Below are 19712 nucleotides of genomic sequence, written 5' to 3' on the forward strand. Positions count from 1 at the left end.
GGAGTCAGCCGGGCAGGGTGAAGAGCCGGTACTCGGAGACCGTGGTGAAGCCGAAGCGACGGTAGAGGGGTTCACCGGAGGGGCTGGCGATGAGGGCGGCCAGGTGGGTGCCCCGGTCGTGGGCGACGCGGAGGGCGGCCGAGGTCAGTGCGGCGCCGATGCCGCGGCGGCGGTGGGGCGCGGCGACGTGGACGAGGAAGATGCCGGTGACGTCGTACGCCGTGATCAGCACCGTCGTGCCGACGACGTCACCGTCCAGCACGGCGGCGAGGCGGACGATGTCCGCGTTGTCCGCGCGCCGCGCCTCGGACCGTACGAGGCCGGGCTGCAGCTCGGGCGCGATGCCCATGGAGGTGCGGTACGTGCCGACCAGTTCGGCCAGCCGGTCCGGGGTCTCCACCGCCTCGACGCCCAGGCCGGCCGGCACGTCCTGGGGGTCCGGGGCGCGGTCGAGGGGCCGCACCATCAGGGGCAGGGCGCCGAGCGGTACCGCGCCGTGCCGGGTCAGGGCGGCGGGGGTGCCTTCAGGGCTGTCCGGGCCGGCCCACCACCACCAGGGGACGCCCGCGAGTTCGGTGCGCGCGGCGGTCACGGCCTGCGCGACCGCGTCCAGCGACCGTACCCGGACCACGCCGTTGAACTGCGGCGTGGCCAGACCGCTGCGATAGCGGTCGAGGTCGCCGTCGGCTCGCCGTGTCCGGCCCCACCCCGTCAAGTACTGGCGGAAGTTGGCGGTGATCCGTGCCAGTGCCTCCGTGCTCGCCGCGCCCAAGGCGTCTCCTTCGTCTGCGATCTCGACCAGGCATGGTGTCACACGTGTCACATGCCCAAGCAGTGCGGTGACGGCCCTTCCTTGTGGGCCGTGACCTCCCCTTATGCTGGCGGGCATGAGCGAGGGACTGCTGGAACGGCGTGAGGGCCCGGCGGGCGGCGGGGCGGCCTCCGAGGCGATGGTCGTGGTCGAGGACCTGGTGCGCACCTTCGGCACCGGGGACACCGCGGTGCACGCCCTGGGCGGGGTGTCCTTCTCCGTGGCCCGCGGTGAACTGGTGGCGCTCAAGGGCCGCTCGGGCTCGGGCAAGACGACCCTGCTGAACATCATCGGCGGTCTGGACCGCGCCGACGCCGGCCGCGTCACCGTCGACGGCACCGTCCTGAACGGCCTGGGCGAACGCGACCTGCTCGCCCTGCGCCGCGACCGCATGGGCTTCGTCTTCCAGTCCTTCGGCCTGCTGCCCATCCTCACCGCCGCCGAGAACGTCGGCGTCCCCCTGCGCCTGCGCAACACCCCCCGCCGCGAACGCGAAGAACGCGTCGCCCTCCTGCTCTCCCTCGTCGGCCTGCAGGGCCACGCCGGCCAGCGCCCCGGCGAGATGTCCGGCGGCCAGCAGCAACGCGTCGCCATCGCCCGCGCCCTCGCCAACCGCCCCGCCCTGATCATCGCCGACGAACCCACCGGCCAGCTCGACGCCGACACCGGCCGCGCCGTCATGGAACTCCTGCGCGCCGTCGTCCACAGCGAAGGCGTCACCGCCCTCGTCGCCACCCACGACCCCCAGCTCCTCGCCCTCGCCGACCGCGTCCTGGAACTCCGCGACGGCCACATCACCCCCACCGACTGACCCACGGCTTCCCCGAAGAGTGGGGACATCACGCCCCTCGGCGCGTAAATTGGGATACGAACGGTGCCCATCGGTCGGCACCATGTGCATCCGTGTGAACGCGGAACGCACGGAGGTGAGGGGATCACATGGCTTCGGTGACCCGGGCGGCGCGGAACGTCGAGCACACCGCGGAGAGCCTCCACGAGGATCTGGTCCGCCTCGAGGCCCAGAGGCAGGCCCTGGAGAGGGAGCTCGCCGCGGTCGTTGCGCACCTCGGTTCGGTGCAGCGGGCCCTGGGCGCCCTCCAGTCGGTCATCCGCACCCCTGAGGCCGCCCCCGCCCCCGCGGACGTGACGTCCCCTGCCGACACCGGCACGACGTACGGCAGGCTCACCGAGCAGATCATGGACTTCTTCGAGCAGGCCGGTGACGCCGAGGTGCGGGCCCGCGACGTCGCCGCGGCCCTCGGGCGTGACGGCGACAGTGGCAGCATCAACGCCGTCCGGAGCACGCTGGACCGCCTCGTGGGGGCGTCGCGCGTGGACCGTGCGGGCCGTGGCCTGTACCGGGCGCGCCGGGGGTAGGCCACCTCCGGTCGGGGTTCGACATTCTTCGAACATTCGGGTTATCGTGACCCCATGGCGGACCAGCATTCCCACGAGGCGAGCGAGATGAGCCTGCCGCGCGTCCTCGCCGCGCTCAGCGATCCGACACGGATCGGGATCGTGCGTGTGCTGGCCGACGGCAGGGAACGCGGGTGGGGCCAGTTGCGGGCGCCCGTCGCCAAGTCCACCTTGAGCCACCATCTGAAGATCCTGCGCGAGGCCGGCATCACACGGACCCGCCAGGAGGGGACGCGCTGCTACGTCACGCTGCGTCGCGCCGAGCTGGACGAGAGGTTCCCCGATCTGACCCGGGCCCTGCTCTCCGCGGCCGACGCCGAGGACGTCGGCGAGGTCACCGTGGTGGATCCGTAGTCCGGGACACCGCCGTTGACGTCCCGCGTGGTCACCGCGTGTGTTCGCCGTACTAATCTGTGTGCGCGGACGTTGGCCCCCAGGGGCCGGGAATGAGAGGACACATGGTCTCAGCAGCGCACACGACCGAGGATCTCCAGGTCACGGCCGGAGCCCTGCAGGGAGAACTGCAGCGCCTCGAGCTGCAGAAGCAGGCACTCGAAAGGGAGTTGGCGGCGGTCGTCGCCCACCTGGGATCGGTGCGGAGGGCACTCGGCGCCCTCGGCCACCTGGCGGTCACGGCTCCCGCCGTCGCGGCCGCGGGCACCCAGGCCGAGGAACGGCAGCCTCCCGTCGTGGAGGTCGAGGAAGCGAGGGCCGAGGAGGAGAGGGCCGGGGAAGCACGGACCGCTGAAGCGCAGTCCGAGGAAGCCGAGGACGGCACGGCGGAACGGAACGGCGCTTCCGCGGCGGGCGGCTACGGCAGGCTCACCGAGCAGATCCTCGACTACCTCGCCACGACAGGCGGGTCTCAGGTGCGGGCGCGCGAGGTCGCGGCGGCTCTCGGCCGGGACGAGAACGCCGGCAGCATCAACGCGGTGCGCAGCACGCTCGACCGGCTGGTGGGCGGCTCCAGGGTCCAGCGCGCCGGGCGCGGTCTGTACCGGGCCGCCGGCTGACGACCCGGGGCCACGAGGCCCTGGCGCGTCGTTGTCACAATCCCGACGGCTGGACTGTCAAGAGTGTGCTTGACCGGCGCTCCGCGCCGGGTGAGCGGCCGGAGGAGGGGGTTTCCCCTGCCCCCCTCCTCCGGCCGTTCGCGTCTTGACGGCTGATCCGCCTGGAAGGACAACGATGCTCCCGAACACCGATGACGCCCCCGACGTGCGGGCGATCGTCCTCTCACTGGCCGCCGAGGCCGCCGCCCTGGAGGCGCACGTCCACCGGCTGCAGGAGGAGATCACCGCGGTGGACGCCCGGCTGGAAACCGTGAACGAGTCCCTGCGCAGCCTGCCGGGCCTGCCGGGACTCGGGCGCCCGGACGCGGACGTAGACTGACACTGTGACACAACATGTGAACAGTGTGAACGCTTCCTCCGCGCCCGCTGCCCTCCCCCGCGCCGCCGACAGCACGGGCGGGCCACTCGCCCCGGGTACCCACACGATCACCGTCGACCACAAGGGCGCCGCCGTCGCGCAGCGGTACCACGTGGCCGGCGCCGGGCGCCCGGTGTGCGTCGCCCTCTCGGGCGGGCCCGGCATCGGCTGGGAGTACCTGCGCATGCCGCTCCTGGAGCGTGCGTTCACGATGGTGTACGTCGAGCCCGTCGGCACCGGCGCGTCCGGGCGCCTGCCCGACCCGCGCGACTACACCTTGGTGGCGTACACGCACTTCGTGAACGGTGTGATCGAGCACCTCGCGCAGCCCTCGGTGACGCTGCTCGGCCATTCGTACGGTGGTTTCGTCGCCCAGCAGTACGCGTTGGAGCACCCGGAGCACCTCGGCTCCCTCGTCCTGTACGACACGTCCCCGGTGACCGGCGAGGAGTTCTGGGCGGACGCCGTGGCCAACATGGAGCGGTTCGCCCGCCGTCATGTCGCGGACCACCCCGAGGTCGCCACCTACGTGGAGGCCCTGACGGCGCCGCTCGGGGAGCTCGACGACGACGGCGCCACCGACTGCCTGCGGACGATCCTGCCGGCGTACGTCGTCGACTACTGGGGACGCGAGGACGAGTTCGGGCCCGCGCGCGGGTCCCTGCGCATGTACGCCGAACCCTCCCTCGGCGAGGGCCCCGCCTTCGACGTCCGCGAGCGGCTGTCCGGCATCACGGCGCCCACGCTGGTGCTGGTCGGCGCGGACGACTTCATCTGCGGACCGCGGTGGGCGCGGATGATCCACGAGCGGATCCCCGGTGCGCAGCTTGCCGTCCTCGAGGACACGGGCCACCTGGCGCACTTCGAGCGCCCCGGGCGGTTCGCGGACGTCGTGACCGGCTTCGTGCTGAAGCACGTCGCTCCCCAGGGCGCGTCGCGCTGACCGTGCGGCCGGAGCCGGGCTACCGGGGAGAGTACGCCGGGCCCGCCGGACGGTCGTCCGGCGGGCCCGGGTCAGCGGTCGTACGGCCCGTTACTTGAGGAGATAGGCCTTGAGCACGGTCTGCTTGAAGGAGTTGCCCGCGGCATCCTCGACGAAGGTGCGCAGGGACACGGCACCGCCCGAGAAGCGCTTCGGGTGGGACACCTTCACGGTGCGATGCATGCCCGAGCCCTTGACCTCGGCGCGCTGCCAGGTCCTGCCCTCGTCGTAGGAGACCTCGACGGTGAACGTGCGGACGGCGGACACCGGGGCCCCCGCCTCACGCTGGATGTGGGCCGGGATCTCCAGCGTGCTGCCGGCTCGGGCGCGGTTCCATTCGTCAAGCTCCGGCGACATGCGCACCGCGTACAGCGGCAGCGACGTGGGCTGCGCGGTACCGGCGGAGCGGAACCGCCACTCCGCGGAATCGCCGGTGGAGATGTCGCTGCGGGCGGGGTCGCGGTCGTAGGTGGCCTTCAGCAGGTAGTCCGCGGGAGTCGGGTCCTGCGGAACCGTGACGTCCGTGAAGGGGTAGTCGGAGACCACCTCGCCGTTGCGCCGGAGCTCGCCCTGGAGGATGCCGGTTCCGCTGCCGACGATGGGGTCGAGGTTCCCGTTGGCTCCGATCTGCAGGGTGAAGCGCATCTCGTCGCCCTCCCGTTGGTTGAGCGCCTGGCCGGGAACGATGCCGAAGGCCTGGACCGCGCCGTTCCAGCGCTCCTCCGTGGTGGTGTGCGCCCGGTAGGTCCGGCGTCCTCCGACGTAGGTCTGCCCGGGGATCGCGGTGTCGTCTCCCCCGAACACCGGACTCTGGTCGAAGGCCGGCTGCCACTCGAGGCCTTCGGACACCGAGAAGTAGTCGGTCCGCCGGGAGGGAACCGGAACGGACGTGATCCTGTCGGTGTTCCAATGCAGCCCTGCGACATAGGTGTCGAGCAGCCGGGTTGCGGTGGTCCCGGTACGTGCCGCCGCAAAGGTGGTGTTCACCCTCGCCAGGTCCGAGGTACGGGGGGTGTATCCCGGGTCCGCGGGGATGCCGCCGACGACCGGCCGGGTGAGGTGGTAGGTGACAGGAGTACCGGAGTGGTCCGAGGGCTCCTCCCACGTGGTGGCGAGGGCGTAGCCGAACCCGCTGTAGCCGGTGTTCTCGGTCGGCAGGGCGTAGACGTCGTCCAGGCGCGCGCGGCCGATCGCACCCGGCAGCTCCACACCGAGGTTGGCGCCCTTGCTGACGGTGCCGACGCCGGCCCCGGTGATGCGCAGAGCGGGCCGCGGGGCCCCGGCCGTGACCTTCCTGGCCTTGCGGGCGTCGAAGGTGACCGTCCTGTGGTCGAGCATCGCGACGCGAGGGACGCCCACGACGGTGGTCTGCGTCTTCGACGGGTCGTCGGAGGGTGAGTCGAAGATCAGGCCCGAGATCGACCAGGTGCCGCGCGGAACCCGCACCGTGCCGGTGCCGTCGGCGGCGATCTCCACCGGGTAGACCATGCCCAGCCGGCTGTCGAACGCGTCGACGGATACGGCCGCCGAGGTCGGCGCGTGGCCGGTACGGCCGATGACCTTGATGCTCAGGTCGTAGAAGGGCTCCTCGATGTCCATGCCGATCGGGGTCCGCACGGAAACCGCGCCGTCCGGACTGACCGCCTTCACCGCACCGCTGAACGCCTTGTAGAGGGTGCCCGCGGCCTCGGGACTGCCCGTGAGCGTGACCGTCTGCGAGCCGTGCGCCGGAACCGTGACCTTGTCGGCACTGAGCCGGAACAGTCCGTCCGGGGCCGGGGACACGTTGTCGTAGGTGACCTTGGTCGACAGGTCGAGGGTGACCGGCTCACTGCCCGGGTTGCGGTAGGTCAGGGCTTTCGACACCGGGGGCCGACCCGCGTTGGCCCAGTGGATCCGCTTGAAGTCCAGTCCGTTCGGCTCGGCGGTGACGCTCTGGCCCGCCGCGCGGGCGACGTCGACCCGGCCCGCGCCCTGCCGGTAGGCGCCCGGCTCGGAGCCGCCGACCGTCGTGGTCATCAACTGGGTCTTGACCTGCTCCGGCGTCCAGTCGGGGTGCTCCTGGATCAGGATGGCCGCCGCTCCCGCGACGTGCGGAGACGCGACGCCGGTGCCGCTGTCGTAGATGTAGTAGTCGTCCGGGCCGGTACCGCCCGCCCAGGCGGCCAGGACGTCGGCACCGGGGGCGACGATGTCGGGCTTCAGGCCCCAGTCACCGATCCGCGGTCCCATCGCGGAGCCACCCGCGCGTTCGTCGTCGATGCGGGTGCCCCCGACGGCCATCGCCGCCTCCGCCGAGGCGGGGGAGCCGACGGTCTGGAGGGTGTCGCCGGATCCGGCGGCCGCCACGACCAGGGTGCCGTACTTCTCGGTGACGGACTCGACCGCGGCCTCCAGCGCGTCCTGCCCAGGGGCGTCGACGTCGTACGGGCTGAGGTTGATCACTTTCGCGCCGTGCTGGGCGGCCCACTCCATGCCTTCGATGATGGCGGAGTTGGGACAGTCGCCGCCGGCGTAGCAGACCTTGCCGATGAGCAGTTCGGCCCCGGGGGCCACGCCCTTGTGCAGTCCGTCCGAGGCCGCTCCGGAGCCGGCGACGATCGAGGCGCGGTGGGTGCCGAAGCCGTTGTGGTCCGTCATGTCGGGGTCGGTGGTGAAGTTCGCGGTCTCGGTCACCACACCCTTCAGATCCGGGTGGTTCGGGTCGTAGCCGCCGTCCAGGACGGCGACCTTGACCCCGCTTCCGTCGTAGCCCCTGGCCCAGGCCTGGGGCGCGCCGATGTGCGCAACCGTCTCGTCCAGCTTCTTCCCGGTGTTCCGGCTTCCGTTGCGCGACGACGTCCGGTCCTGCGGGATCTTGGCGGTGCTGTCCAGCCATACGTGGCGCAGCCCGCCACCGAGGGTCCGGGCACCCGCCGCCGGGGCGACGTCCTTCCAGAACTCCCCCGCGTCTGCCGGGCGCTGGGTAACGGTGGCGAATGCGCTGCCCTGAATCGGGCGGACGGTCCCGGCGCCCTCCGCGTGCCGCGTCACTGCGGTGCGCGCTTCACCGCCGTACTCCACGATCAGCGGCAGCCCGGAGGCGCCGGTGTGCTTCTGTCCGACCAGGGCGGAGACATTGAACAGGCGTTGGTCGAGCCGTTCGGCCGCCACCGACGCCAACGCGTCGGCGGGAATGACGGACCAGCCGTCCGGGCCCTTGCGCTTGACGAATGCGATGTCCTCCCGGCCGGGGGCCGGGGCGACCGTGATGCTCTGGTTGCCTGAAGGGTCCTCCGTCACGGTGACGCGGTCACCGGTGATCAGGGTGAGTTCATGGGAGGCGAAGCGGACCGCCGGGGAATGCGCCGCCCCAACGGAACCGGAGGAAACCTGCGCTGACGCAGGATCCGTCACGGCCAGGGATATGAGCGTGGCCGTCAGAACCCCGGCTCTGGCGAATCGCCGGCCGGGCGAGGAAGTGATCATCGCCCGTTGATAACAGGGCCACATATTGGCCGGCAACAATTCACCGGACGGTCAATAATGGCTACGCTGCTGTCATTTGATGACCGTCACGCGATTTCATCTTGTCGCAGTGAGTGGTGCCGCCGAGCGCCGGACACAGCATGCACACGGTCCTCGCCCCTCGTTTCCGCAGGCCAAGACCGACACGCGCGGATCAGCCCGCCAGGGAACGCGTATCGCAAAGAGAAACGTCGATTTGGCACCCCGCACGATTCGTCCACTTCACTTCGCCCACGTGGCGCGATTGCGCCATGTCCCCACCGCGACACACCGAACTGCTCGCGGTCGGCGGGAATCGGGTCCGTGTCCAAGGGAGGGGGTGATCACTGGGAATCGCCCGACCCCGCGTCGGGGAAACGCGCCGCCCCCGGCCGGTGATCCGGCCGGGGGCGGGGAGCGCGCGGGAAGGGCGCGGAATACGCCCGGCTCACCGCCGGGGCAGGTGGTACGGCTCGTGCGGTGTCCGGGAGGCAGGCACGACCAGGCCGTCCACGTACTGCCGGACCAGGCGCGGGCACCTGTCCTCGGTGGCCCGCCAGGTGGCGCCCGGCAGGGGGCGGCCGAGCTGGGCCACGACGGCCAGGACGTCCTCGGCGGTGATGTCCTCACGTACGCGTCCCGAACGCTGCGCGCGGGACAGCAGCCGCCGCGTCGCGCCGGCCACGCGGGCCCGCGGCCCGTCGGCGGCGCCTTCGGGCTGGCAGTACAGCGCGGCCGGCCGCGCGGACGCCATGGCTTCCAGGAAACCGCGGAGCGCGACCAGGGGATCGCTCGTGGCCAGCCGTGCTTCGGCGGCCGCGGCCACGGCCGCGATCTGCTCGGCCACGTCGGTCAGCAGGTCGTCCCGGCTGGCGTAGTGGCGGTAGAGCGTCGCGTTGCTGACCCCGGCCAGGCGGGCTATCCGGTCGAGCGACACGCCCGCGCCCTGTTCGGCGAGCAGGTCGGCGGCGGCCGTACGGATCCTGCGGCGGTTGCGCACCGCGTCGGCCCGCAGCCCGCCGTAGCGCGCTCCGCACTCCTGCTGCGCTCCGCCGTCCGGTGCGGAAGTGGTCACGCGCCGGTCCGCGGCGGGCGCGGGGCGCGCAGGTGGGCGCGCTGGGCGAGTTCCCCGTCCTCGACCAGGGTGAGCATCGGCTGGCCGGGCGCGCACAGCATGGTCACGACGAACCGGGTCCGCGCGTCCGGCAGGGCGTTGCCGTCCTGGTAGTGGATGACGTCCCCACCCGGCTCCCAGAACGTCTCACCGGCCTTGACGATCCGCTCCGGCTCGCCTTCCAGCTCGAACCGGACCGCTCCTTCGAGCACGTACCCGAAGGCCGGCCCCGAGTGGCGGTGGGGCGGGGTCCCGGGGTCGCCGGGGGGCCACTCGACGGCGATCGTCATCCCCGAGGCGCCCTCGGGGATGAAGGGCGGCTTGGCGTCCTGCAGCATCGTCACCGCCGTCTTCCAGGCCTCCGACCGCGGCTGCTCGTTGCTGCTGCCCTGTGTCTCCGACACTGCGCTGCACCTCCATGGTTATGCCCGAATTGTGCAGAAATGATGGTATGCCGCCGTCGCGCACGGCTGATGTACCGACATCGGCCGGCGGCGGCCACCACCGTCGTCCTGTCCGGGCGGACGTCGCTGCTCCCCCCTATGACCGGACAGCACCCGCCGGTGTGACGTCCCCCTCCTTCCCGCCTCCCCCACCGCGCGCAGGAGCCGTCCGCGGTGGTGTCACAACCGCGGCACGGGCGCGGTCACAGCAGGTGGAGCGGCCGACTGCGCCGTCACGAGGACATCGGAGGGCCTACGGCCCCGCGGACGAAAGGGACCCGGATGAGAGTCGTTGTCGCAGGGGCCGGCGGTCTGCTCGGTTCCAGGACGGTCGCCGGGCTGCGGGACCACGGGGTGGAGGTCGTCCCCCTGTCCGACTGCGACCGGCCCGGAGCCGTCACGGACAGGGACCTCGCCGAAGCACTGCGCGGCGCAGACATCGTGGTCGACGTCACCGACACGCCCTCGCCCGCCGAACCGGTCAGCCTGCAGTACTTCCGCACCGCCACCGCGCGCCTGCTGGCCGCGGCCGAGGCGGCGGGGGCCGAGCACCACGTGGTCCTGTCCTTCATGGGGGCCGAGCGGCTGCTATCGGGCTACTTCCGCGCGAAGCTGCTGCTGGAGGAGCAGGTGCGGCGCTCCCCGGTCCCCCACTCGATCGTCCGTGCCGCCCTGTCCTTCGAGTGCGTCGAGGCGATGGCCGTGGCGGGCGCGGACCAGGGCGGCGAGGTGCGCGTGGCGCCCGCCCTGGTGCGGCCCGTGTCGGCGGACGACATCGCGGCGGCGGTCGCGCACGTGGCGGTGGGGGTGCCGCTGTTCGGCACCCTGGAGGTCGCCGGGCCGCAGGAGTTCGCGCTCGACGAGCTCACCGCCGAGCTGCTGACCGCCACGGGCGACGCCCGGAACGTCGTCACCGACGAACACGCCTGGTTCTTCGGCGCCGAACTGCAGCGACGGTCGCTGCTCCCCGGAGCAAACGCCCACGTGGGCCGCACGACGTTCCGCGAGTGGCTCACGCAGCGGTGACGCCCGCGGCACCCGCGGCACCGTCCGCGCACGCCCCGCACCGCCCCCTCTCCGGCGGCCGCCGTCCGCGAGTCCCCCTCCACGGCCGCCGCCCTCCCCTCCCCTCGTCCCGACAGGAAGGCCGCCATGAGTGATCCGGCGCAGTCCGCGCAGTCCCCCTCGACCAGCCCGCTCGACCGGTTGCCCGACCGCGACGCCGAGGAGACCGCGGAATGGCGCGCGTCGCTCGACGCCGTCATCCGGCACGCCGGGCCCGACCGGGCCGCCTACCTGCTGCGGCGCGTCCACGAGTACGCGGCGGCGTCCGGGGTGCCGGTCCCCGGGTTGCTGTCCACGGAACCCGTCAACACGATCCCCGCGGCGGCCCAGCCGGCCTTCCCCGGCGACCTCGCCATGGAGTCCCGGATCACCGCGCTGAACCGGTGGAACGCGGCGGCCATGGTCACCCGCGCCTCCCGCCTGGGCCTGGGGGGCCACATCGCGACGTACGCGTCGGCGGCCTGGCTCTACGAGGTGGGCTTCCAGCACTTCTTCAAGGGCAAGGACGGGGGAGGTTCGGGCGACCAGCTGTACGTGCAGGGGCACGCGTCACCCGGCATCTACGCCCGCGCGTTCCTGGAGGGCCGGCTGCGCGAGGAGCAACTGGACGGCTACCGCCGCGAGGCCGACGGCCACGGCCTGCCGTCCTACCCGCACCCCCGGCGCCTGCCGTGGCTGTGGGAGTTCCCCACCGTCTCCATGGGTCTCGGCCCTCTCGCGGCCGTCTACCAGGCCAGGTTCAACCGCTACCTCCACGCCCGGGGCATCAAGGACACGTCGGCGTCGCGGGTGTGGGCGTTCCTCGGGGACGGCGAGGTGGACGAGCCCGAGTCGCTGGCCGCGCTGGCGCTCGCCGCGCGCGAGGGTCTCGACAACCTGACCTTCGTGGTCAACTGCAACCTGCAGCGCCTGGACGGCCCGGTACGGTCCAACTCCAGCATCGTGCGGGAACTCGAGGGCCGGTTCCGCGGCGCGGGCTGGAACGTGGTCAAGTCCCTGTGGGGCGAGGCCTGGGACCCGCTGCTGGCGCAGGACACGGAGGGCGCCCTGGTGCGGCGGCTCGGCGAGGTGCCCGACGCCCAGATGCAGACGTACGCCGCGCGGGACGCGGCCTACGCACGCGAGCACTTCTTCACCGGCGACGCGCTGGCCCGCATCGCGTCGGGCCTGACCGACGGACGGATATCCGAGCTGTTCACCGAGTCCCGGGGCGGTCACGAGCCCCTGAAGGTGTACGCCGCCTACCGCGCCGCCGTGGAGCACCGGGGCGCGCCGACCGTCGTCCTCGCCCAGACCGTCAAGGGGCACACCCTGGGCTCGGACTTCGAGTCGCGCAACGCCAACCACCAGATGAAGAAGCTGACAATGGCGCAGTTCCGCCGGATGCGCGACACGCTGGAGCTGCCCATCCCGGACAGCGCGCTGAGCGGGGACCTGGTGCCGTACTGGCACCCCGGTGAGAACTCCGAGGAGGTGCGGTACCTGCGCGAGCGACGGGCGGCCCTGGGCGGCCCCGCGCCGGTGCGCAGGGTGGTCGCCAAGCCGCTGGAGCAGCCGCCGGCCGCGCCTTTCGAGGCCCTGCGCAAGGGCTTCGGCAAGCAGGAGGTGGCCACCACCATGGCGCTCGTGCGGCTGGTCAAGGACCTCATGCGCGACCCCGACACGGGGCGGCGCTGGGTGCCGATCATCCCCGACGAGGCGCGGACGTTCGGCATGGAGTCCCTCTTCCCGACGGCCGGGATCTACTCCCCCGACGGCCAGACCTACGAGCCCGTCGACGCCGACCAGTTGCTGCACTACCGCGAGGCCGAGAACGGGCAGCTGATCGACGAGGGGATCACCGAGGCCGGGTCGCTGGCGGAGTTCACCGCCGCCGCGACGGCCTACGCCACGCACGGCGAGCCCATGATCCCGTTCTACATCTTCTACGCGATGTTCGGGTTCCAGCGGACGGGCGACCAGTTCTGGGCCCTGGCCGACCAGTTGGGGCGGGGCTTCGTGGTCGGCGCGACCGCGGGGCGTACGACGATGACGGGCGAGGGCCTGCAGCACGCCGACGGGCACTCGCACCTGCTGGCGTCCACCAACCCCGCCGCCGTGAGCTACGACCCCGCGTTCGCCTTCGAGATCGCCGTGATCGTCAGGGAGGGGCTGCGGCGGATGTACGGCGACCGGCCCGAGGACGTCTTCTACTACCTGACGGTCTACAACGAGTCGAAGCGGCAGCCTGCGATGCCCGACGGGCCGTCGGTCGAGGAGGGGATCCTGCGGGGCATCTACCGCTTCCGGCAGGCGCAGTCCCCCGGCGCCGGGCCGCGGATCCAGCTGCTGTCCTCCGGCACGGCGATCCACTGGGCGCTGGAGGCCCAGGAGCTCCTCGCGTCCGAGTGGGGGGTGCAGGCGGACGTCTGGTCGGTGACCTCCTGGACGGAACTGCGCCGCGACGCGCTCGACGCCGACCGGCAGCGGATCGGTGGTGAGGAGCGCGTCCCGTACGTGACCTCGGCGCTGTCGGGGGCACCCGGGCCCGTCCTGGCGGTCAGCGACTGGATGCGGCAGGTGCCCGACCAGATCAGCCAGTGGATCGAGCAGGACTACTCCTCCCTCGGTACGGACGGCTTCGGCCTGTCGGACACCCGGGAGGCGGCGCGCCGCTACTTCCGGGTGGACGCCGGGTCGATCGTGGTGGCCGCCCTGGACCGGTTGGCGCGCGCCGGAGCGGTCACCCCGCAGACGGTGGAGCAGGCCCGCGGCCGATACGGCTGGCAGGCCTGACGCGCCCACCGGGGACACGGAGGTCTCCGTGTCCCCGGTGGGCCCTCGGTGTGAACGTCGCCGAAGGCCCGCCGCCCCGCGCCGGGCGGCGGCCCGGCGGGTTCACTCCCGCATCCCGGCGAGTGCCGCCGCCGGGCCCCGCACGGCCAGCGCGGCCGGGACGGTCGCGGCGGCGACCGCGAGCACCGCGCACGCGCCGACGGCCGCACCGAGGGCCGTCCACGGAAGTGCGATCGGGCTGTCCACCGACAGCAGGGCCAACGCGCAGCGCATCCCGGCGAGGTTGAGTGCGGCGACGGCCAGGCCGAGCAGGGCACCGACCGCGACGACCACCAGGGACTCGGCGCCCACCAGCCGCAGCACCTGCCTCCGCGTGGCCCCGGCCAGCCGCAGCACGGCCAGCTCGCGGACCCGGTCGGAGGTGGCCATCACCATGGTGTTGACCAGGGAGATGGCGGTGTACAGCAGGGCGATCCCGAGGACGAGCAGGAAGCCGAGCCGGGTCGTGCGGTCGTTCTCGGGCCGGCCGGCCGCGAGCCACGCGTCCCGGGTGAGCACCCGGCCGCCGGACGGCTGCACCGCCTCGCGCAGCGCGGCGGCCACCGCGCCGGGGTCGGCGCCGTGGGCCAGGGCGACGTCCACCCGGTCGACGGGAGCGCCGGGGGCGTTGGCGGGGGTGACGTAGACGCCGTTCCCGCCCGTGCCGGTGGCCATCACCGCCGCGATGCGCAGCGTCCTGCCGGTGCCGTTCCCGAGCCAGACCCGGACGCTCTGCCCGACGGAGTGCCGTTCCCATTCCTCGTTGACGACGATCGACCCGTCGTCCAGGTCGCTCACCTTCCCCGCGACGAGCGGCAGCCGGCTGGTGGCGGCGAGGGCCCGGGGGTCGGCGGCGTGCGCCTCGGACCTGATCAGCGCCGGGCCGTCCTCCAGGACGTACACCGCGCTCGACGCGGTCGGTGACATCTGCGTCCCGGGGACGTCGCGCAGACGCTCCAGGGTCCGGGGGCCGAAACCCGCGCCGTCCGGTGCGACGAGGACGAAGGCGGCGGTGGTCCGCTCGCGCGCCTCGGCGGCCTCGGCACGGCCGAGCGTGGCGGTGGCACCGAGCAGCGAGCCCGTGAGGGCGACCATCACCAGCACGGGCGAGGCGACCGCAGCGGTACGGCGCACGCCGGCGGCGGCGTTCTCGCCCACCAGCATGCCGGCCGCGCCGGGCAGCAGGCCCGCGGCCCGGGCGAGCAGCCGGGTCAGCGGGCGCAGCACGACGGGTGCGAGCAGCGCGGTCGCGGTGATCAGCAGCATCGGCCGGCTCACGTACGTCTTGCGGTGCAGCAGGTCGCCGGGGTCGCCGTACAGCGTGACGCAGAGGGTCACCACGGCGGTCAGCAGCAGCCCGCCGCCGGACAGCCACCGGCCCCACGTCATCGCCCCGGTGTCCACGGAAGCCTCGCGCAGCGCCTGCGCCGGGCCGGTGCGGCCGGCCCGCCACGAGGCCGCGGCCGCCCCTCCGAGGGCGACGAGCAGGCCCGTCCAGAACGCGGCGTGATACGGCCAGGTGTGGTCGCCGATGGCGAACCAGCCCGGTGCCAGTCCGCCGTCGACCACCGCCGCGGCCAGCCACGGCGCGGCGTACCCGCCGAGCGCGCAGCCCGCCGCCGAGGCGAGCACGCCGACCAGCAGGGACTCGGTCAGCACCATGCGGCGGAGCCGGCCCGGCGTGGCGCCCGCGGTGCGCAGCAGCCCGAACTCGCGGCGGCGCTGGGCGACCGCGAAGGCGAACGTGGACGCCACGACGAACACCGACACGAAGGCGGTGACGCCGCCGGCGGTGCCGAACAGGGCGTTCAGCGCGGTCACCGCCTCGGTGTCCCGGCCGGGGTCGGCGTCGGCGTGACGGCGGCCGTTCCCGGTGAGGACCCGGGCGCCGCTGCCGCGGACGACGTCCCGTACCGCGGCGGCGTCCGCGGCGGCCACCAACTGCACGCTGACGGGGCACAGTCGGGCGGCGCGCGCGTCGGTGTAGAACACGGCGTGTTCGAACCCGCGGCCGGGCACGGTGCCCACGACGCGGACGGTGCCCCGGTCGGTGCGCACCCGTGCGCCCGGCGTGGCCCAGCCGCCGGTCACGACGACCTCGTCGGCGGCGCGGGGCGCACGTCCCGCAGTGAGCCGGTACGGGGCGAACGCCGCGGTGGACCAGGGGTGTCCCACGAGGTCGCCGGGGCCGTCCTCGGCCCGTACGGGGAAGGACCGGTCCTCGACGACCGTGCCGAGCCGCCGCAGCCCGGTGAGGGTCGCGGCGGGTACGGCACGCGGCTGCGCGAGCGGCTGCGTCCGCTCGCCCCTCGGCGTGGGCACGCGCAGGGTGTCCTGACCACGGACCACGACCGGCGCCGCGGCGAAGCGTTCCGGCCCCCGTTCGGGCGCGTCCTGGGAGGCGGCGAGGACCAGTCCCATCACGGCCAGCAGCGCGACCCCCAGCGACAGCGCGACGAAGCTGCCGGTGAAGGTGACCCAGCGGGTGCGCAGGGTGTGCAGGGCGAGGCTCAGCACGGCACGGCCTCCAGCCCGGTCATGCGCGCGGCGATGGCGTCGGCACCCGCCGCGGCCAGTTCGCCGTTGACGCGGCCGTCGACGAGGAACACGACGCGGTCGGCGTAGGAGGCGGCCACCGGGTCGTGGGTGACCATCACGACGGTCTGGCCCTCGTGGTCGGCCATGCCGCGCAGCAGGGTCAGCACCTCGCGGCTGGTCCGCGAGTCCAGGGCCCCGGTCGGTTCGTCGCCGAACAGCACCTCGGGACGGGTGATCAACGCACGGGCCAGGGCGACGCGTTGCTGCTGCCCGCCCGACAGCTCCGACGGCCGGTGCCCGGCGCGGTCGCCGAGCCCGACCTGCCGCAGCACGTCACGCACCCGCGCCCGGGAGGGCCGGCGGCCGGCCAGGCGCAGCGGCAGCGCGGCGTTCTGCTCGGCGGTCAGCGAGGGCAGCAGGTTGAACGCCTGGAAGACGAACCCGATGCGTTCACGGCGCAGCAGGGTCAACTGCCTCTCACCGAGCCCGCTGAGGTCGGTGTCGCCGAGGAGGACCGACCCCGACGTGGGCCGGTCCAGGCCCGCGGCGCACTGCAGGAGGGTCGACTTGCCCGAGCCGGAGGGCCCCATGACGGCGGTGAAGGACCCCCTGGGAAAGGCGAGGGAGACCTCGTCGAGGGCCGTCACGGCGTTGTCGCCGCAGCCGTGCCGCCTGGTGACGGAGCGCAATCGGATGGCGTCGTCGTTCATCTGTCCCCACTCGTTCGGTGCCGGTTCTCCGCCGCGCCCGGCGGGGCGGAGTGCTCCGGGACGCGGCGCCTCCCGGACGGCTCCACGAAATCCCGTGGGGCGGGTCCGGCGCAGTGCGGCAGGGGCGAGAGCCGGGGTAGGGCCAGGCATACCCCCGGTCCTCACGCCGGCCCGATGGTCCGGGCCCGCGCCCGGGTCCTACGGTGATCCGCATGCAACCCAGGAATGTGTGGCAGGCGATGTCCGGACCGGGGTTCCTGCTGTCCGCGTGGCCGTGGCGCTCGCTGGCGTACCTGCTGACCGGGGTGGTCGCGGGCGCCGTCACCCTCGTGGGGATCGTGACCGCGGCGGCCGCCGGGGCCGCCCTCGCGGTCGTGCTGGTGGGCCTGCCGTTGCTCGTGCTCACCGCGCTCGCGGGCCTCCCCGTCGCCGTGCTGGAGCGGGGCCGGCTGCGCCTGGTCGACCGTGATCCCGCGCCGGGACCCCATGTGCCGCCCGCCGAGGGAGGGTTGTGGGCCTGGCTGACCACCCGGCTGCGGGAGCGGGCGACCTGGCGGGAGCTCGGCTACGCCCTGCTGTTCGCGGGTCTGCTGTGGCCGGTGGACGCCCTCCTCGTCACCGTCGCGCTGGCGGTGCCGGCCTCCCTGGTCGCGACTCCGGTGCTGATGGCCACCGCCGGGGAGGGGCACGAGGCGAAGGTGCTCAAGCAGTGGAGCGTCACCACGTGGCCCGCGGCGTGGGGCACAGCCGTCCTGGGGCTGCTGCTGCTCGCGCTCGGCGGCTACGTCCTGGGCGCCGCCGCGGGCGCCAGGGCCGGCCTCGCCCGGCTCCTCGTCGCCCCGCGCGAGCGGGACCTGGGCGCCCGGATCGTCGAACTGACCCGCTCCCGCGTGCGCCTGGTGGACGCCTTCGAGGCGGAGCGGCGCAGGATCGAACGGGACCTCCACGACGGGGCGCAGCAACGCCTCGTCGCCCTGTCCATGGCCCTGGGGCTGGCCCGCCTGGACGCACCGCCCGGCCCCCTGGCCGACCGCATCGCCACGGCCCACGACGAGGCGGGCAGGGCCCTGGAGGAACTGCGTGAGCTCATCCACGGCATCCACCCCCGGGTCCTGGCCGACTTCGGCCTGGCGGCGGCCGTCGCAGACGCCGCCGACCGCTCCGCCGTCCCCGTCGACGTCGACGTGGAACTGCCCGGACGGCTGCCCCGGGCGGTCGAGGCCGCCGCGTACTTCGTGGTCCGCGAGGCCCTCGCCAACGTCGCCCGGCACAGCGCCGCCGACCGCGCCGAGGTGAGCGGCGGGCACCGCGACGGGCGGCTCTTCCTCCAGGTGCGCGACGACGGCCGGGGCGGCGCCGAGCCCGCTGCGGGCAGCGGGCTGACCGGGCTCGCCGACCGGGTGTCCGTCCTGGATGGCAGAATCTCCCTGTCCAGCCCCCGGGGCGGACCGACCCTGCTGCGTGTGGAGATCCCTTGCGAGTGGACCGAGCGCTCCGCGTAGTGCTGGCCGAGGACAGCGTCCTGCTGCGGGACGGCCTGACCGGCCTCCTCGACCGCTGCGGGCACGAGGTGGTGGCCGCCGTGGGCGACGCCGGCGCGCTGGTCGCGGCCGTCGACGAGCACTCCCCCGACGTGGTGGTGACGGACGTCCGCATGCCGCCCGGATTCCAGGACGAGGGCCTGCGGGCCGCGGTGCTGTTGCGGCAGGAGCGGCCCACCCTGCCCGTCCTCGTCCTCAGCCAGTACGTGCAGCGCGCCTACGCCGCCGAGTTGCTGGACTCCGGCGACGGGACGGGCCTCGGATACCTGCTGAAGGACCGGGTCGGCCAGGTCGAGGAGTTCGTCGAGGCGCTGTGCGAGGTCGCCGCGGGCGGCACGGTCGTCGACCCCGAGGTCGTACGGCAGTTGCTGCGCCGCCGGCGCGATCCGCTGGAGCGGCTCACCCCGCGTGAGCGGGAAGTGCTGGCGCTGGTCGCGGAGGGCAGGTCGAACGGCGCGATCGCGCGCCACCTGTTCGTCTCCGAGGCGGCCGTGGGCAAGCACATCGGCAGCATCCTGACCAAGCTCGACCTCCCCCCGGCCGACGAGACCCACCGCCGCGTCCTGGCCGTCCTGGCCTACCTGCGGGCCTGATCCACGGGAAGCCCCGCACCGGTGGCTCGGCGGGTCAGCCCACCGCCGCATCGCCCTGCCGGCGCACCATCTCGGTGATCCAGACGGGCGCGAACGGGGACGTGCACCCCGGGGAGGTCGGGTAGTCCTTGAGCACCTCCAGGCGCTCGCCGATGCCGACGGCGCGGGCCCGGTGCTCGGGGTGCTCGATCCCGATCTGGGCCAGGCAGTGGTTCATCGCCCACTGCAGGCGGTCCGGGGCGTCCTTCATGTCCGCCTCGATGACGTCGAGCAGCCCCGGGAGGTCGAGGCCGTCGGGCTTCTTCGCCACGCGTTCGGTGGTCAGCGCCCATCCGGCGCTCGCCACCACGGGATCCGGGTCGGCCGGCCAGGCCACGCGCAGCTCTTCGGCGTGCGGGTTCCTCTTCACCACGTAGTTCACGAGCCAGTCGTGCACCTTGGGCGCGCGCGCCTCGCGCAGCATGACGTCCAGCTCGCCGCGCCCGAACGCCTTGGGGCGGCAGATCAGGATCGCCAGCAGTCGCGCCGCGGTGTCGTCCGTCTCCCAGAGCGCGCAGGCGAGTTCGTGCTGCGTCTTCAGCCGCTTCGCGAGGGCGCGCAGCTTGCCGAGGTTCACACCGTGGTCGTCGCCGTGCCTCTCGTTCACCGCGCGGGTCTTGGGGTCCTCGAGCGCGGCCAGCTCGGTCATCACCTCGGCCGGCGTCGTCTGCGCCACATCGGTCTCCTGTCCCTCGCGAGCGGGGTTCGGCCTACGACGGTGCCACATGC

17 protein-coding genes are annotated in these 19712 nt (G+C 73.4%); 10 read left to right on the forward strand and 7 right to left on the reverse strand.

From position 1 onward, the window contains the following. Positions 1 to 4: 4 nt before the first annotated feature. A complete protein-coding gene (locus tag AC1VWI_RS04610) occupies positions 5 to 772 on the reverse strand; it encodes a GNAT family N-acetyltransferase (protein WP_499509619.1) in 768 nt (255 codons plus the stop codon). 115 nt (positions 773 to 887) lie between these two features. Here AC1VWI_RS04610 and AC1VWI_RS04615 point away from each other — a divergent pair, with 115 nt between their 5' ends. From AC1VWI_RS04615 to AC1VWI_RS04640, 6 genes are all read left to right on the forward strand, one after another. Continuing rightward, complete coding sequence (locus AC1VWI_RS04615; protein WP_499509620.1) at positions 888 to 1622, forward strand: ABC transporter ATP-binding protein; 735 nt, start codon at positions 888 to 890, stop codon at positions 1620 to 1622. Between the two features lie 128 nt (positions 1623 to 1750). Beyond that, entirely contained in the window at positions 1751 to 2188 is a 438-nt protein-coding gene (locus tag AC1VWI_RS04620) for a hypothetical protein (RefSeq protein WP_499509621.1), read from the forward strand. Positions 2189 to 2242: 54 nt separating this feature from the next. Next, the gene (locus AC1VWI_RS04625) at positions 2243 to 2581 is read left to right on the forward strand and encodes an ArsR/SmtB family transcription factor (protein WP_499509622.1); all 339 of its coding nucleotides are present in this window, start codon (positions 2243 to 2245) and stop codon (positions 2579 to 2581) included. A gap of 104 nt (positions 2582 to 2685) precedes the next feature. Further along, the gene (locus AC1VWI_RS04630; protein ID WP_499509623.1) at positions 2686 to 3240 is read left to right on the forward strand and encodes a hypothetical protein; all 555 of its coding nucleotides are present in this window, start codon (positions 2686 to 2688) and stop codon (positions 3238 to 3240) included. Positions 3241 to 3415: 175 nt separating this feature from the next. Then, entirely contained in the window at positions 3416 to 3619 is a 204-nt protein-coding gene (locus tag AC1VWI_RS04635; protein WP_499509624.1) for a hypothetical protein, read from the forward strand. A gap of 4 nt (positions 3620 to 3623) precedes the next feature. Next, a complete protein-coding gene (locus AC1VWI_RS04640; RefSeq protein WP_499509625.1) occupies positions 3624 to 4601 on the forward strand; it encodes an alpha/beta fold hydrolase in 978 nt (325 codons plus the stop codon). A gap of 90 nt (positions 4602 to 4691) precedes the next feature. Here the strand turns inward: AC1VWI_RS04640 and AC1VWI_RS04645 are convergent, their stop codons facing one another. The 3 genes from AC1VWI_RS04645 to AC1VWI_RS04655 all read right to left on the reverse strand — a co-directional run bounded on the left by AC1VWI_RS04645 (position 4692) and on the right by AC1VWI_RS04655 (position 9578). Next, complete coding sequence (locus tag AC1VWI_RS04645; protein WP_499509626.1) at positions 4692 to 7922, reverse strand: S8 family serine peptidase; 3231 nt, start codon at positions 7920 to 7922, stop codon at positions 4692 to 4694. A 652-nt stretch (positions 7923 to 8574) separates the two neighbouring features. Continuing rightward, a complete protein-coding gene (locus tag AC1VWI_RS04650; RefSeq protein ID WP_499509627.1) occupies positions 8575 to 9201 on the reverse strand; it encodes a TetR/AcrR family transcriptional regulator in 627 nt (208 codons plus the stop codon). Next, positions 9198 to 9578 (reverse strand): cupin domain-containing protein, encoded by a 381-nt coding sequence (locus AC1VWI_RS04655; RefSeq protein WP_499516720.1) that lies wholly within the window; start codon positions 9576 to 9578, stop codon positions 9198 to 9200. Before AC1VWI_RS04655 ends, AC1VWI_RS04650 begins: the two co-directional genes overlap by 4 nt. Before the next feature lie 387 nt (positions 9579 to 9965). On the opposite strand from AC1VWI_RS04655, the gene AC1VWI_RS04660 reads away from it, so the two are divergent. Both AC1VWI_RS04660 and aceE read left to right on the forward strand, forming a co-directional pair. After that, positions 9966 to 10709 (forward strand): SDR family oxidoreductase, encoded by a 744-nt coding sequence (locus AC1VWI_RS04660; RefSeq protein WP_499509628.1) that lies wholly within the window; start codon positions 9966 to 9968, stop codon positions 10707 to 10709. Between the two features lie 126 nt (positions 10710 to 10835). Then, positions 10836 to 13523 carry a pyruvate dehydrogenase (acetyl-transferring), homodimeric type gene (gene aceE, locus AC1VWI_RS04665; RefSeq protein ID WP_499509629.1) on the forward strand — a complete coding sequence of 896 codons (2688 nt, stop codon included), beginning with the start codon at positions 10836 to 10838 and terminating at the stop codon, positions 13521 to 13523. Positions 13524 to 13625: 102 nt separating this feature from the next. Here the strand turns inward: aceE and AC1VWI_RS04670 are convergent, their stop codons facing one another. Both AC1VWI_RS04670 and AC1VWI_RS04675 read right to left on the reverse strand, forming a co-directional pair. Then, a complete protein-coding gene (locus AC1VWI_RS04670; RefSeq protein WP_499509630.1) occupies positions 13626 to 16079 on the reverse strand; it encodes an ABC transporter permease in 2454 nt (817 codons plus the stop codon). Beyond that, the gene (locus AC1VWI_RS04675) at positions 16073 to 16810 is read right to left on the reverse strand and encodes an ABC transporter ATP-binding protein (RefSeq protein ID WP_499509631.1); all 738 of its coding nucleotides are present in this window, start codon (positions 16808 to 16810) and stop codon (positions 16073 to 16075) included. The genes AC1VWI_RS04670 and AC1VWI_RS04675 overlap by 7 nt, the downstream gene beginning before the upstream one ends. A gap of 212 nt (positions 16811 to 17022) precedes the next feature. On the opposite strand from AC1VWI_RS04675, the gene AC1VWI_RS04680 reads away from it, so the two are divergent. Further along, positions 17023 to 18312 (forward strand): sensor histidine kinase, encoded by a 1290-nt coding sequence (locus AC1VWI_RS04680; protein ID WP_499509632.1) that lies wholly within the window; start codon positions 17023 to 17025, stop codon positions 18310 to 18312. Continuing rightward, positions 18312 to 18944, forward strand: coding sequence for a response regulator (locus AC1VWI_RS04685; RefSeq protein WP_499516721.1), 633 nt, complete (start codon positions 18312 to 18314; stop codon positions 18942 to 18944). The genes AC1VWI_RS04680 and AC1VWI_RS04685 overlap by 1 nt, the downstream gene beginning before the upstream one ends. A gap of 34 nt (positions 18945 to 18978) precedes the next feature. Here AC1VWI_RS04685 and AC1VWI_RS04690 read toward each other — a convergent pair whose 3' ends face one another. Further along, a complete protein-coding gene (locus tag AC1VWI_RS04690; RefSeq protein ID WP_499509633.1) occupies positions 18979 to 19710 on the reverse strand; it encodes a DNA alkylation repair protein in 732 nt (243 codons plus the stop codon). Between the last annotated feature and the right edge of the window lie 2 nt (positions 19711 to 19712).

Source organism: Streptomyces sp. TOM-9, assembly GCF_056858595.1.